This is a genomic window from Mycobacterium sp. IDUB_3 (assembly GCF_055419585.1).
The window spans coordinates 70,238-84,449 of the sequence record NZ_JBVAXZ010000003.1 but is presented as its reverse complement, the minus strand read 5'-3'; the positions used below and the strand labels follow the sequence as shown (position 1 = coordinate 84,449).

Genomic DNA, 14,212 nt, shown 5'->3' with positions numbered 1-14,212 from the left:
GATAGGAGCCAGACATGCCCGCTTCCAGCACCGAGACGGTCATCGATGCGGCCAACCGCCTGTTCACGGCGATCGAGCGAAGCGACGTCGCCGCGGTTGACGCGATGTGGAGCAACGACATCGCGGTGTGGCGTGTCGGCTCGCGGCGCGACGACGACAAGGCCCGCGCGATGCGGGTCATCGATTGGTTCATCGGCGCGACCACGCAGCGTCACTACGAGATTCTGGACCGGCAGCTCTTCGATGACGGATCCGCCCGGGGCTTCGTTCAGCAGCACATCCTGCACGCCACCGGGCATGCCGGGCAATCAATCTCGCTGCGGGTCTGCATCGTGATCCGGGTGGGCACGGACGGCCTGATCAAGCGGATCGACGAATATTTCGACCCCGCCGGAATCGCGCCGCTGATGAACTAGCGCTAGATTCGCCACGACACATTGGGGGTGACGATGACGACTTTGGAGACACTGCTTCACGATCCCGACATGGCCGGCGTGTGGAACCTGGCCCGGGATCGCTCGGCCATCACTTTCAAGATCAGAAACATGTGGGGCCTGGTGAACGTCAAGGGCCGCTTCACCGACTTCGCCGGCGACGGCCAACTGACCGACAAGGGAGGGGTTTTCGGCCGCGTGGACATCCGGACCGCCTCGCTGGACACCGGCATCGGCCGTCGCGACAAACACCTTCGCTCGGCCGACTTCTTCGACGTCGACCGCTTCGCGGAGATCAGCGTCGTCGTCACGGCGGTGCAGCCGACCAAGGGCAAGGCCGCCGACCTGCGGACCACATTCACCATCAAGGGCGTCACCGCCGAGGTGCAGCTACCCGTCACGATCTCCGAGCTCGACGACGGCTCGATCCGAATCACCGGTGAAACCAAGCTCGATCGGGACCGGTTCGACCTGGGTTGGAACCGGCTCGGCATGGTGAGCTCGACGGCAACGGTCGCGGCTGACGCCATCTTCGTGCGGGTATCGCAATAAGGATTTCCGCGGGCACCCCGCTGAACCCGGTGCGACACCAGTAGCATCTGCACCGTGCCCGACTCCACCCCCCAATCCAGCGTGGCCCTGCGGATCCTCGTCTACAGCAGCAACGCCCAAACCCGCGAACGGGTGATGCGGGCGCTGGGCACGCAGCTGCATCCCGATCTGCCCGAACTGAGCTACGTCGAGGTGGCGACCGGGCCCATGGTGGTGGCGACGATGGACAAGGGCGGCATCGATCTGGCCATCCTGGACGGCGAGGCCACCCCGACCGGCGGCATGGGAATCGCAAAGCAGCTCAAAGACGAACTCGAGACCTGCCCACCTCTGGTCGTGCTGACCGGACGGCCCGACGATGCGTGGTTAGCCTCCTGGTCGCGCGCCGAGGGCGCGGTGCCGCATCCCATCGACCCCATCCTGCTGGGCCGCACGGTGCTCAGCCTGCTGCGAGCCCCGGTTCGCTGATTCATTCCACGGCGCGCCTTCGCCGCGGCCGTTGACTCTTTGCCGCCGAATGCGGCAGTCCTGACCAATTCGGCCGCCGCCGCCACGGCGACCGTCGCCAGTCGCGACGTTGCTGACGACGAGCCATCCGCCCTGCCGACGTCGCTGATCTTTGGCGCCGCAGCGATCGGCGCGGCCGCGCCTTTGCTGGTGCTGATCTAGCGACCGGCGGGGCGGATCCCGTCCGTCGGTGAGCGTTGGTTGCACCGGCTATCGAGTTTGCGCAGCACAGCGCGACATGGCACCGCCGATACTGCAAAACGCCCACCCCGGGCAAGCGCGCCGCACGCCGCGACGCTATGTTGTAAATCACTGTGGCGGGCTTGCGACCCAGTTCGTCACAGCAGCCCGGTTACCGCCTGGCCGCTGCAGGCGGCTCGTACGACGGATCATGGAGCGAGTTGAACGTCTACATACCCATCCTGGTGCTAGGCGCCATCGCCACCGCCTTTGCCGTGGGCTCGGTGGCGATCGCGAGCCTGGCCGGCCCGTCACGTTTCAACAAGTCGAAGATGTCGGCCTACGAGTGCGGAATCGAACCCACCGAGACATCGGTGAGCGGCCCGCATGCGACAGCCGGGCAGCGCTTTCCGGTGAAGTACTACCTCACCGCGATGCTGTTCATCGTCTTCGACATCGAAATCGTGTTCCTGTACCCGTGGGCGGTCAGCTATGACGCGCTGGGCACGTTCGCACTGGTCGAAATGGTGATTTTCATGCTGACGGTTTTCGTGGCCTACGCCTATGTGTGGCGCCGCGGCGGCCTGACGTGGGATTGAGGTAAGACGTGGGTCTTGAGGAACAGCTGCCCGGTGGAATCCTGCTGTCCACAGTCGAGAAGGTCGCGGGCTACGTCCGCAAGAACTCACTGTGGCCGGCGACCTTCGGGTTGGCCTGCTGCGCCATCGAGATGATGGCAACGGCCGGGCCAAGATTCGACATCGCGCGGTTCGGGATGGAGCGATTCTCCGCCACCCCCCGGCAGGCCGATCTGATGATCGTCGCCGGGCGGGTCAGCCAGAAGATGGCCCCCGTGCTGCGACAGATCTACGACCAGATGGCCGAGCCGAAATGGGTGCTGGCCATGGGCGTGTGCGCGTCATCCGGCGGGATGTTCAACAACTACGCGGTCGTGCAGGGCGTCGATCACGTGGTCCCGGTGGACATCTACCTTCCCGGCTGCCCGCCGCGACCGGAGATGCTGTTGTACGCAATCCTGAAGCTGCACGAGAAGATTCAGGAGATGCCGCTGGGCGTCAACCGGGACACCGCCATCGCCGAAGCCGAGCAGGCGGCGCTGTCGGCCCGGCCCACGATCGAGATGCGCGGACTGCTGCGATGAGCTCACCGGATCAAGATCCCAAAGAAGCAATCAGCAGCGCCGACGAAGAAGTCATCGACGTGCGCCGTGGCATGTTCGGCGCCAAGGGCACGGGTGACACGTCCGGTTATGGACGGCTGGTGCGCGAGGTCCTGCTGCCGGGCAGCAGCCCGCGGCCCTACGGCGGCTATTTCGACGAGGTGGTCGACGGACTGGCCGCGGCGTTGAGCCAGGCGAACGTCGAATTCACCGACGCCATCGAAAAAGTCGTGGTGTACCGCGACGAACTGACATTGCACGTCCGGCGTGACGCGCTGGAACAGGTGGCTCACCGACTGCGTGACGACCCGCAGCTGCGCTTCGAAATGTGCCTGGGCGTCAGCGGGGTGCACTACCCGCACGAGACGGGACGCGAACTGCACGCGGTGTATCCGTTGCAGTCGATCACGCACAATCGCCGCGTCCGCCTGGAAGTGTCTGCGCCCGACGGTGATCCGCACATCCCCTCGCTGTTCCGGATCTATCCGACCACCGACTGGCACGAGCGGGAGACCTACGACTTCTTCGGGATCATCTTCGACGGGCACCCGTCGCTGACCCGCATCGAAATGCCCGACGACTGGCACGGGCATCCCCAGCGCAAGGACTACCCCCTCGGCGGGATTCCGGTCGAATACAAAGGCGCACAGATACCCCCGCCCGACGAGCGGAGAGCGTACAACTGATGAGCACCACCACTGAATCGACGCACGACGGCGCCGGCGAGACCTTCGTGGTCGCCGGCGGCCAGGACTGGGACAAGGTCGTCGAGGCCGCCCGCTTGGTCGATCCCGGCGAACGCATCGTCGTCAACATGGGGCCACAGCATCCGTCCACGCACGGGGTGTTGCGGCTGATCCTGGAGATCGAGGGCGAGACGGTCACCGACGTTCGGTGCGGCATCGGGTATCTACACACCGGCATCGAGAAGAACCTGGAATACCGCTACTGGACCCAGGGTGTCACATTCGTGACCCGGATGGATTACCTCGCACCGTTTTTCAACGAGACGGCCTACTGCCTGGGTGTGGAGAAGCTGCTCGGCATCACCGATCAGATTCCGGAGCGGGTCAACGTCATCCGGGTGATGATGATGGAGCTCAACCGGATCTCGTCGCATCTGGTGGCACTGGCGACCGGCGGCATGGAACTGGGCGCCATGACCCCGATGTTCGTCGGATTCCGGGGACGCGAGATCGTGCTGACCCTGTTCGAATCGATCACCGGCCTGCGGATGAACAGCGCCTACGTCCGGCCCGGCGGCGTGGCGCAGGACCTGCCGCCCAACGCGGAGGCCGAAATAGTCGAGGGCCTCAAGGGACTCAAACAGGTGCTGCGCGAAATGGGCGGCCTGCTCAACGAGAACGCCATCTGGAAGGCCCGCACCCAAGACGTCGGATACCTGGATCTGACCGGCTGCATGGCGCTGGGCATCACCGGCCCCATCCTGCGCGCCACCGGGTTGCCCCACGATCTGCGCAAGAGCGAACCGTACTGCGGATACCAAAACTACGAATTCGACGTAATCACCGAAGACACGTGTGATGCTTACGGGCGCTACATGATTCGTGTCAACGAGATGTGGGAGTCGATCAAGATCGTCGAGCAGTGTCTGGACAAGCTGAAGCCGGGCCCCACCATGGTCGAGGACCGCAAGATCGCCTGGCCGGCCGACTTGAAGGTGGGCCCCGACGGCATGGGCAACTCACCGGAGCACATCGCCAAGATCATGGGCGGCTCGATGGAGGCGTTGATCCACCACTTCAAACTGGTCACCGAGGGCATCAGGGTTCCCGCCGGCCAGGTCTACACGGCGGTCGAATCGCCGCGCGGTGAGCTGGGTGTGCACATGGTCAGCGACGGCGGCACCCGGCCCTACCGGGTGCACTACCGAGACCCCTCGTTCACGAATCTGCAGTCGGTGGCGGCGATGTGCGAAGGCGGCATGGTCGCCGACCTGATCACCGCGGTCGCCAGCATCGACCCGGTCATGGGCGGGGTGGACCGGTGACCGGGCCGCAGGGCCAACCGGTCTTCATCCGGCTCGGCCCGCCCCCCGAAGAGCCCAACGCGTTCGTCGTCGAGGGCGCGCCCAAGACGTATCCGCCCGAGGTGCGGGCCCGGCTGGAGGTCGACGCCAAGGAGATCATCGGCCGCTACCCCAGCAAACGTTCGGCGCTGTTGCCGTTGCTGCACCTGGTGCAATCCGAGGACTCCTACCTGACGCCGGCCGGCCTGGAGTTCTGCGGTGAGCAGCTGGGACTCACGGGGGCCGAGGTGTCCGCGGTGGCGAGCTTCTACACCATGTACCGCCGCGGCCCGACCGGCGATTACCTGGTGGGCGTCTGCACAAACACGTTGTGCGCCATCATGGGTGGCGACGCGATCTTCGACTCCCTCAAAGAACACCTGGGCGTCGGCAACGACGAGACCACCGCCGACGGCTCGGTCACTCTGCAGCACATCGAGTGCAACGCCGCCTGCGATTACGCACCGGTGGTGATGGTGAACTGGGAGTTCTACGACAACCAGACGCCGGAGTCCGCGCGCGAACTCGTCGACTCGCTGCGTTCGGGCGAACCCCAGCCGCCCACTCGCGGCGCCCCCCTGTGCGCCTTCCGCGAGACGTCGCGCATCCTGGCCGGCCTGCCCGACGAACGCCCCGACCAGGGGCAGGGTGGCGCCGGCGCGGCGACCCTGGCCGGCCTGAAGGTGGCCAAGGAACACGGCATGCAGGCGCCCGACGGGCCGGAAGGCCAGTAATGACAACGACTTCTGACACCTCACAGGCGACGCCGCTGACTCCGGTCATCAGTCGCTTCTGGGATGACCCCGAGTCGTGGACCCTCGAGACCTACCACCGCCACGGCGGCTACGAGGCGATGAAGAAGGCGCTGGCGATGGAGCCCGACGCGGTGATCGGGGTGGTGAAGGACTCCGGGCTGCGCGGGCGCGGCGGCGCGGGATTCTCGACCGGCACCAAGTGGTCGTTCATCCCGCAAGGCGACACCGGCGCGGCCGCCAAACCGCATTACCTGGTGGTCAACGCCGACGAGTCGGAACCCGGTACGTGCAAAGACATTCCGCTGATGCTGGCCACACCGCACATCCTGGTCGAGGGCGTCATCATCGCCGCGTACGCAATCCGCGCCAGCCACGCGTTCATCTACGTGCGCGGGGAGGTGCTGCCGGTGTTGCGCCGCCTGCAGAACGCGGTGGCCGAGGCCTACGCCGCCGGCTACCTGGGCCGCGACATCAACGGCTCGGGCTTCGACCTCGAGCTGGTGGTGCACGCCGGTGCCGGCGCCTACATCTGCGGTGAGGAAACCGCGCTGCTGGACTCGTTGGAAGGCCGGCGCGGCCAGCCGCGGCTGCGCCCGCCCTTCCCCGCCGTGGCCGGGCTGTACGGCTGCCCCACGGTAATCAACAACGTCGAGACCATCGCGAGCGTGCCGTCGATCATCGGTAATGGCGTGGACTGGTTCCGCTCGATGGGCAGCGAGAAATCCCCTGGCTTCACGTTGTATTCCCTGTCCGGCCACGTCGCCCGGCCCGGCCAGTACGAGGCGCCGCTGGGAATCACGTTGCGGGAGTTGCTCGCCTACGCCGGCGGTGTGCGGGCCGGACATCGGCTCAAGTTCTGGACACCCGGCGGCTCGTCGACCCCACTGCTGACCGACGAGCACCTCGACGTGCCGCTGGACTACGAGGGCGTCGGCGGCGTCGGCTCGATGCTGGGCACCAAGGCGCTGGAGATCTTCGACGAGACCACCTGCGTGGTGCGTGCCGTGCGGCGCTGGACCTACTTCTACAAGCACGAGTCGTGCGGAAAGTGCACGCCGTGCCGCGAGGGCACCTTCTGGCTCGACCAGATCTACGAGCGGCTGGAAACCGGCAAGGGCACCGACGAGGACATCCAGAAGCTGCTGGACATCTCCGACACCATTCTCGGAAAGTCGTTCTGCGCGTTGGGCGATGGCGCGGCCAGCCCGGTGATGTCGTCGATCAAGTTCTTCCGCGACGAATACGTCGCGCACGTCGAGGGCGGCGGATGCCCCTTCGATCCACGAGACTCCATGCTGACGGCTAACGGGAAGGCTTGACGCCCTCATGACTAGTGCGGCCAAGACCCAGACGGGCGACGAGGTAACGCCGCCGGACATGGTGACGCTGACCATCGACGGCAACGAAATCAGCGTTCCCAAGGGAACTCTGGTGATCCGGGCCGCCGAATTGATGGGCATCCAGATCCCCCGGTTCTGCGATCACCCGCTGCTGGAACCGGTCGGCGCGTGCCGGCAGTGCCTGGTCGAGGTCGAAGGCCAGCGCAAGCCGATGGCCTCGTGCACCACGGTGGCCACCGATGACATGGTGGTGCGCACCCAGCTCACCTCGGAGGCCGCCGACAAGGCCCAGCACGGCGTGATGGAATTGCTGCTCATCAACCACCCGCTGGACTGCCCGATGTGCGACAAGGGCGGCGAATGCCCGCTGCAGAACCAGGCGATGTCCAACGGCCGCAGCGATTCTCGCTTCACCGACGTCAAGCGCACCTTTGCCAAGCCGATCAACATCTCCTCGCAGGTGCTGCTGGACAGGGAGCGCTGCATCCTCTGCGCGCGCTGCACCCGCTTCTCCGAGCAGATCGCCGGCGACATCTTCATCGACATGCAGGAACGGGGCGCCCTGCAGCAGGTCGGCATCTACGCCGACGAACCGTTCGACTCCTACTTCTCGGGCAACACCGTGCAAATCTGCCCGGTGGGCGCGCTGACCGGGTCCTCGTACCGGTTCCGGGCCCGCCCGTTCGACTTGGTCTCCAGCCCGAGCGTCTGCGAGCACTGCGCTTCCGGGTGCGCGCAGCGCACCGACCACCGGCGCGGCAAGGTGCTGCGGCGACTGGCCGGCGACGACCCCGAAGTCAACGAGGAGTGGAACTGCGACAAGGGTCGGTGGGCGTTCACCTACGCAACCCAGGCCGATGTGCTCACCACTCCCCTGATCCGCGACGCCGACGGCTCGCTGCAACCGGCTTCGTGGTCGCACGCGATCGCCGTCGCGACGACGGGCCTCGAAGCGGCGCGTGGCCGCGCGGGTGTGCTGGTCGGCGGCCGGGCGACCTTGGAGGACGCCTACGCCTATTCCAAGTTTGCGCGAATCGTGCTGGACAGCAACGATATTGACTTCCGCGCCCGGCCGAGCTCGGCCGAGGAGGCCGACTTCCTCGCCGCCCGTATCGCCGGCAAGCCGATCACCGTCAGCTACGCCGACCTGGAATCGGCGCCGGTCGTCGTGCTGGTCGGATTCGAGCCGGAGGACGAGTCGCCCATCGTCTTCCTGCGGTTACGCAAGGCGGCCCGCAAGCACGGGTTGCCGGTCTACGCCATCGCGCCGTTCGCCACCCGCGCGCTGACCAAGATGTCCGGCCGGCTGATCAAAACCATTCCGGGCGCTGAGCCTTCGGCGCTCGACGGGTTGGCCACCGGCGAAGTGGGCGATCTGCTCTCCACCGCGGGCGCGGTCATCATGGTCGGCGAACGTCTGGCCACGGTGCCGGGCGGATTGTCGGCGGCGGCCCGGCTCGCCGACACCACCGGCGCCCGTCTGGCCTGGGTGCCGCGCCGGGCCGGTGAGCGCGGCGCGCTGGAGGCCGGTGCGCTGCCGGGGCTGCTGCCCGGTGGCCGTCCGGTCGACGACGAGACCGCCCGAGCGCAGGTTGCTCAGGCGTGGAACGTGTCCGAATTGCCTTCCGGCAGAGGACGCGACGCCGACGCAATGCTGGCCGCCGCCACCGACGGCACGCTGGGCGCGCTGCTGGTGGGCGGTGTCGAGCCCGATGATTTCACCGACCCGCAAGCGGTGCTGGCGGCACTGGACGGCGTCGACTTCGTGGTCAGCCTGGAGCCGCGGCACAGCGCCGTCACCGAACGTGCCGACGTCGTCTTCCCGGTCGCGCCGACGACGCAGAAGGCCGGCGCATTCGTCAACTGGGAGGGCCGCTTCCGGCCGTTCGAAGCCGCGCTGCGCAACACCCAGCAGGCCAGCCAATCCGACCATCAGGTGCTCGACACGCTGGCCGACGAGCTGGGCGTATATCTGGGCATGTCCACCGTCGGCACGGCCCGCGAAGAACTGGCCGCGCTGCGGCACTGGGACGGCAAGCGCGCGGCGAACCCGGACGTCGCGGCCCCCGACCCCGCCGAACCTGCCGCGGGAGAGGCGGTATTGGCCGGCTGGCGGATGTTGCTGGACAACGGCCGGATGCAGGACGGCGAGCCGCATCTGGCGGGCACCGCCCGCAAACCCGTCGCCCGGCTGTCCGCCGATACGGCCGCCGAGATCGGCGCCGCCGACGGCGACGAGGTCACGGTCAGCACCTCACACGGATCCGTCAGCCTGCCGCTGGTGATCACCGACATGCCCGACCGGGTCGTGTGGCTTCCGGTGAACTCGCCCGGCTCGGCGGTGCATCGCCAACTCGGCGTATCGGCTGGGAGCACAGTCAAGATCGGAGTTGGGAAATGACCGGGCTGACCGCATTCGGGCACGACACCTGGTGGCTGGTGCTAGGCAAGGCGCTGGCGATCTTCGTGTTCCTCATGCTGAACGTGCTGGTGGCGATTCTGCTCGAACGCAAGATCCTCGGCTGGATGCAGCTGCGGCCCGGGCCCAACCGGGCGGGGCCGTGGGGTGTGCTGCAGAGCCTGGCCGACGGAATCAAGTTGGCGCTCAAGGAAACCATCACCCCGGGTGGGGTCGACAAGTTCGTCTACTTCGCGGCGCCGGTCATCTCCACGATTCCGGCGTTCACCGCCTTCGCGTTCATCCCGTTCGGTCCGGTGGTGTCGGTGTTCGGCCACCGCACGCCGCTACAGCTGACCGACCTGCCGGTCGCGGTGCTGTTCATCCTCGGGCTGTCGGCGATCGGCGTGTACGGAATCGTGCTGGGCGGTTGGGCTTCCGGGTCCACCTACCCGCTGCTGGGCGGGGTGCGCTCCACCGCCCAGGTCATCTCCTACGAGGTCGCGATGGGGTTGTCGTTCGCCGCGGTCTTCCTCTACGCCGGCTCCATGTCGACATCGCAGATCGTCGCCGCGCAGGACCGGGTCTGGTACGTGTTCCTGCTGCTGCCGTCGTTCGTCATCTACCTCATCTCGATGGTCGGTGAAACCAACCGGGCGCCTTTCGATTTGCCCGAGGCCGAGGGTGAGCTGGTCGCCGGATTCCACACCGAGTACTCGTCGCTGAAGTTCGCGATGTTCATGCTGGCCGAGTACGTCAACATGATGACGGTTTCGTCGCTGGCCACCGCCTTGTTCTTCGGCGGCTGGCATGCGCCGTGGCCGCTGAACATGTGGGCCGGCGCCAACACCGGCTGGTGGCCGGTGCTCTGGTTCACCGCGAAGATGTGGACCTTCCTGTTCGTCTACTTCTGGCTGCGGGCTTCGCTGCCGCGGCTGCGTTACGACCAGTTCATGGGGCTGGGCTGGAAACTGCTGATCCCCGCCTCGCTGGTCTGGGTGCTGATCGCCGCCGTCATCCGCACGCTGCAGAACCAGGGCTATCAGCACTGGACCCCGATCCTGGTGGTCAGCAGCGTCGTGTTCGCCACCGCGCTCGTGCTGTTGCTGCGAAAGCCGTTCAGCGCGCCGGGTATTCGCGCGCTGGAGAAACAGCTGCGCCGCGACGCGAAGAAGCTGCCGGCCGCACTCGACTCCACACCCGTATTCCCGACACCGCCGCTGCCATCGACGGCCCAGAAATCCCTGGCGGCGGCGAGCAAGGAGAAAGCACGTGGCTAAATTCTTGGACGCCGTGGCCGGATTCGGCGTGACCTTCGGGTCGATGTTCAAAAGGAATGTCACCGAGGAGTACCCGGAAAAGCCGGGCCCCGTCATGCCGCGCTACCACGGCCGTCACCAGCTGAACCGCTACCCGGATGGTCTGGAGAAGTGCATCGGCTGCGAATTGTGCGCCTGGGCATGCCCGGCCGACGCGATCTACGTCGAGGGCGCGGACAACACCGAGGAACTCAGGTATTCGCCCGGGGAACGCTACGGGCGGGTCTACCAGATCAACTATCTGCGGTGCATCGGTTGCGGACTGTGCATCGAGGCGTGCCCCACCCGGGCGCTGACGATGACCAATGACTACGAGATGGCCGACGACAACCGCGCGGACCTGATCTACGAGAAGGACCGGTTGCTGGCGCCGCTGCTGCAGGACATGCTGGCGCCGCCGCACCCCAGGACCGAAGGCGCCACCGACAAGGACTATTACCAAGGCAATGTGACCGCACACGGGTTGCGGCCGACCGAGCAGGCCGGAGACTCCCGGTGACCGGATTGGCCGGCCACGCCGTCGCCGTGGCGTCGAGTTTTGCGCAGGACACCATCGTGCGCACCTCCACCGGCGAAGCGGTCGCCTTCTGGGTGCTGGGCGTGCTGGCCGTGATCGGCGCGATCGGGGTGGTCACCGCCGTCAACGCCGTCTACTCGGCGATGTTCCTGGCGATGACCATGATCATCCTGGCGGTCTTCTACATGATCCAGGACGCGCTGTTTCTGGGTGTGGTTCAAGTCGTGGTCTACACCGGCGCGGTGATGATGCTGTTCTTGTTCGTGCTGATGCTCATCGGTGTGGACTCCGCGGAATCGCTCAAGGAGACGCTGCGCGGTCAGCGCATCGCCGGGGTGGCCGCCGGCATCGGGTTCGGCATCCTGCTGATCGCCGCCATCGGCAACGTGACCACCGGCGGCTTCGCCGGCCTGACCACCGCCAACGCCAACGGCAACGTGGAAGGACTGGCGGCGCTGATCTTTTCGCGATACCTGTGGGCGTTCGAGCTCACCAGCGCGCTGCTGATCACCGCGGCCGTCGGCGCGATGGTGCTGGCGCACCGCGAGCGATTCGAGCGCCGCAAGACGCAGCGCGAGCTCTCGCAGGAACGGTTCCGGTCGGGCGGGCACCCCACCCCGATGCCGAGCCCCGGTGTGTACGCACGCCACAATGCCGTCGACGTGGCCGCGATGCTGCCGGACGGCTCGTACTCGAAGCTCTCAGTCTCGCCGATGCTGCAAAGCCGCGGCGCCGACGGCAAGAAGACGCCGTCGCACTCCCCGGAGCCGAGCCCGACTCTCTCCCAAGGCGGTACGTCGTGAATCCGGCCAATTACCTGTACCTTTCGGCGCTGCTGTTCACCATCGGGGCCTCCGGTGTGTTGTTGCGCCGCAACGCCATCGTGATGTTCATGTGCGTGGAGCTGATGCTCAACGCGGTCAATCTCGCGTTCGTCACGTTCGCGCGGATGCACGGCCACCTGGACGGGCAGATGATCGCGTTCTTCACGATGGTGGTCGCCGCCTGCGAGGTGGTCATCGGACTGGCCATCATCATGACCATCTTCCGTACCCGCAAATCGGCGTCCGTCGACGACGCGAACCTACTCAAAGGCTGAAGACGCCAACATGACTCAATACACCTGGCTGCTGGTCGCGCTGCCACTGGCGGGCGCCGCAATCCTGCTGTTCGGCGGGCGACGCACGGACCGGTGGGGGCATTGGCTGGGCTGCGCCACCGCCCTCGCGGCGTTCGGGGTGGGCCTGAGCCTGCTCTCGGAGCTGCTCGGCCGCGCGGCCGACGACCGCGTCATCCACCAGAAGGTGTTCAGCTGGATTCCGGTCGGCCAGCTCCAGGTCGACCTCGGGCTGCAAATCGACCAGCTGTCGGTGTGTTTCGTACTGCTGATCTCCGGAGTCGGGTCACTGATCCACATCTATTCGGTTGCGTACATGGCCGAAGACTTGGACCGCCGAAGGTTTTTCGGCTACCTCAACCTGTTCCTGGCGTCGATGCTGCTGCTGGTCGTCGCCGACAACTACGTGGTGCTCTATGTCGGCTGGGAGGGCGTCGGCCTGGCGTCCTACCTGCTGATCGGGTTCTGGTACCACAAGCCGACGGCGGCCACGGCTGCCAAGAAGGCCTTCGTGATGAACCGGGTCGGCGACGCCGGGCTGGCCCTGGGAATGTTCTTGATGTTCAGCACTTTCGGCACTCTGTCGTACGCCGGGGTGTTCGCCGGCGCGCCCGCCGCCGGTCACGGTGCGCTGACCGCCATGGGACTGCTGTTGCTGCTGGGCGCCTGCGCCAAGTCCGCCCAGGTCCCGCTGCAGGCCTGGCTGGGTGACGCGATGGAGGGCCCCACCCCGGTGTCCGCGCTGATCCACGCCGCCACCATGGTGACGGCCGGCGTGTATCTGATCGTGCGGTCGAATCCGCTGTACAACCTGTCCAGCGACGCACGGCTGGCCGTGGTCATCGTGGGTGCGGTCACGCTGCTGCTCGGGGCGTTCATCGGCTGCGCCAAGGACGACATCAAGCGGGCGCTGGCGGCGTCGACGATGAGCCAGATCGGCTACATGGTGCTGGCGGCGGGCCTCGGGCCGGCGGGCTACGCGTTCGCGATCATGCACCTGCTCACCCACGGTTTCTTCAAGGCCGGTTTGTTCCTCGGCTCCGGCGCGGTGATCCACGCGATGCACGAAGAGCAGGACATGCGCCGCTACGGCGGTTTGCGTGCGGCGCTGCCCATTACGTTCGTCACCTTCGGCCTGGGTTACCTGGCGATCATCGGCGTGCCGCCCTTCGCGGGCTACTTCTCCAAGGACGCCATCATCGAGGCGGCGCTGGCCTCGGGCGGCATCCAGGGTTACCTGCTGGGTGGCGCCGCGCTGCTGGGCGCCGGCGTCACCGCGTTCTACATGACGCGCGTGATGCTGATGACCTTCTTCGGCAAGAAGCGCTGGGGTCCCGGCGCCCACCCGCACGAGGCGCCCAGCCTGATGACGTGGCCGATGATTCTGCTCGCCGTCGGCTCGGTGTTCTCCGGTGGCCTGCTGGCGGTGGGCGGCACCCTGCAGCGCTGGCTCGAGCCGGTCGTCGGAAAGCACGAGGAAGTCACCCACGCGTTCCCGGTCTGGGTCAACTCCGCGCTGGCGCTGGGTGTCGTGGCCATCGGCATCGCGGTGGCCTACCGGTTGTATGCGAGGACCCCGATCCCCCGGGTGGCACCGGTCGCCGTCTCGGCGCTGACGACGGCGGTGCGCAAAGACTTCTACAGCGACGCGTTCAACGAGGAGGTCTTCATGCGCCCGGGCGCGCAGCTGACCCACGCGCTCGTCGACGTCGACAACGCGGGTGTCGACGGCTCGGTCAACGCGCTGGCGGCGCTGGTGAGTTCGACGTCAAATCGGCTGCGGGGACTGCAAACCGGCTTCGCCCGCAACTATGCATTGTCGATGCTGACGGGCGCGGTCCTGGTGATCGCGCTGATCCTGGCGGTGCGGCTGTGGTGATTCGC

The 14,212-nt window shown here is 66.7% G+C and carries 16 protein-coding genes; all 16 read left to right on the top strand.

Annotation, left to right across the window (positions count from 1 at the left end; genetic code table 11):
- Positions 1 to 14: 14 nt before the first annotated feature.
- The 16 genes from ACZYVJ_RS25400 to nuoL all read left to right on the top strand — a co-directional run bounded on the left by ACZYVJ_RS25400 (position 15) and on the right by nuoL (position 14,207).
- Positions 15 to 416, top strand: a complete 402-nt coding sequence (locus tag ACZYVJ_RS25400) for a nuclear transport factor 2 family protein (protein WP_463833979.1) — start codon at positions 15 to 17, stop codon at positions 414 to 416.
- Positions 417 to 449: 33 nt separating this feature from the next.
- Entirely contained in the window at positions 450 to 986 is a 537-nt protein-coding gene (locus ACZYVJ_RS25395) for a YceI family protein (protein ID WP_463833978.1), read from the top strand.
- A gap of 54 nt (positions 987 to 1,040) precedes the next feature.
- Positions 1,041 to 1,454 carry an Rv3143 family two-component system response regulator gene (locus tag ACZYVJ_RS25390; protein ID WP_463833977.1) on the top strand — a complete coding sequence of 138 codons (414 nt, stop codon included), beginning with the start codon at positions 1,041 to 1,043 and terminating at the stop codon, positions 1,452 to 1,454.
- A 39-nt stretch (positions 1,455 to 1,493) separates the two neighbouring features.
- Positions 1,494 to 1,655 carry a hypothetical protein gene (locus tag ACZYVJ_RS25385; RefSeq protein WP_463833976.1) on the top strand — a complete coding sequence of 54 codons (162 nt, stop codon included), beginning with the start codon at positions 1,494 to 1,496 and terminating at the stop codon, positions 1,653 to 1,655.
- Between the two features lie 239 nt (positions 1,656 to 1,894).
- The gene (locus ACZYVJ_RS25380) at positions 1,895 to 2,272 is read left to right on the top strand and encodes an NADH-quinone oxidoreductase subunit A (RefSeq protein WP_007772880.1); all 378 of its coding nucleotides are present in this window, start codon (positions 1,895 to 1,897) and stop codon (positions 2,270 to 2,272) included.
- 8 nt (positions 2,273 to 2,280) lie between these two features.
- Complete coding sequence (locus tag ACZYVJ_RS25375; protein ID WP_463833975.1) at positions 2,281 to 2,835, top strand: NuoB/complex I 20 kDa subunit family protein; 555 nt, start codon at positions 2,281 to 2,283, stop codon at positions 2,833 to 2,835.
- Positions 2,832 to 3,539, top strand: a complete 708-nt coding sequence (locus tag ACZYVJ_RS25370; protein WP_463833974.1) for an NADH-quinone oxidoreductase subunit C — start codon at positions 2,832 to 2,834, stop codon at positions 3,537 to 3,539. Before ACZYVJ_RS25375 ends, ACZYVJ_RS25370 begins: the two co-directional genes overlap by 4 nt.
- The gene (gene nuoD / locus ACZYVJ_RS25365) at positions 3,539 to 4,864 is read left to right on the top strand and encodes an NADH dehydrogenase (quinone) subunit D (protein WP_463833972.1); all 1,326 of its coding nucleotides are present in this window, start codon (positions 3,539 to 3,541) and stop codon (positions 4,862 to 4,864) included. Before ACZYVJ_RS25370 ends, nuoD begins: the two co-directional genes overlap by 1 nt.
- On the top strand, positions 4,861 to 5,616 hold the full coding sequence (gene nuoE, locus ACZYVJ_RS25360) for an NADH-quinone oxidoreductase subunit NuoE (RefSeq protein ID WP_463833971.1): 756 nt from the start codon (positions 4,861 to 4,863) through the stop codon (positions 5,614 to 5,616). Before nuoD ends, nuoE begins: the two co-directional genes overlap by 4 nt.
- The gene (nuoF, locus tag ACZYVJ_RS25355; protein ID WP_463833969.1) at positions 5,616 to 6,956 is read left to right on the top strand and encodes an NADH-quinone oxidoreductase subunit NuoF; all 1,341 of its coding nucleotides are present in this window, start codon (positions 5,616 to 5,618) and stop codon (positions 6,954 to 6,956) included. Before nuoE ends, nuoF begins: the two co-directional genes overlap by 1 nt.
- 7 nt (positions 6,957 to 6,963) lie before the next feature.
- Entirely contained in the window at positions 6,964 to 9,378 is a 2,415-nt protein-coding gene (locus ACZYVJ_RS25350; protein WP_463833967.1) for an NADH-quinone oxidoreductase subunit G, read from the top strand.
- Positions 9,379 to 9,383: 5 nt separating this feature from the next.
- Positions 9,384 to 10,655, top strand: a complete 1,272-nt coding sequence (gene nuoH / locus ACZYVJ_RS25345; RefSeq protein ID WP_463834056.1) for an NADH-quinone oxidoreductase subunit NuoH — start codon at positions 9,384 to 9,386, stop codon at positions 10,653 to 10,655.
- Complete coding sequence (gene nuoI / locus ACZYVJ_RS25340) at positions 10,648 to 11,193, top strand: NADH-quinone oxidoreductase subunit NuoI (RefSeq protein WP_463833966.1); 546 nt, start codon at positions 10,648 to 10,650, stop codon at positions 11,191 to 11,193. The genes nuoH and nuoI overlap by 8 nt, the downstream gene beginning before the upstream one ends.
- 26 nt (positions 11,194 to 11,219) lie before the next feature.
- Positions 11,220 to 12,014, top strand: coding sequence for an NADH-quinone oxidoreductase subunit J (locus ACZYVJ_RS25335; RefSeq protein WP_463834055.1), 795 nt, complete (start codon positions 11,220 to 11,222; stop codon positions 12,012 to 12,014).
- A complete protein-coding gene (gene nuoK / locus ACZYVJ_RS25330; RefSeq protein ID WP_007772892.1) occupies positions 12,011 to 12,310 on the top strand; it encodes an NADH-quinone oxidoreductase subunit NuoK in 300 nt (99 codons plus the stop codon). Before ACZYVJ_RS25335 ends, nuoK begins: the two co-directional genes overlap by 4 nt.
- Positions 12,311 to 12,320: 10 nt before the next feature.
- The gene (gene nuoL, locus ACZYVJ_RS25325) at positions 12,321 to 14,207 is read left to right on the top strand and encodes an NADH-quinone oxidoreductase subunit L (RefSeq protein WP_463833965.1); all 1,887 of its coding nucleotides are present in this window, start codon (positions 12,321 to 12,323) and stop codon (positions 14,205 to 14,207) included.
- Positions 14,208 to 14,212 lie beyond the last annotated feature (5 nt).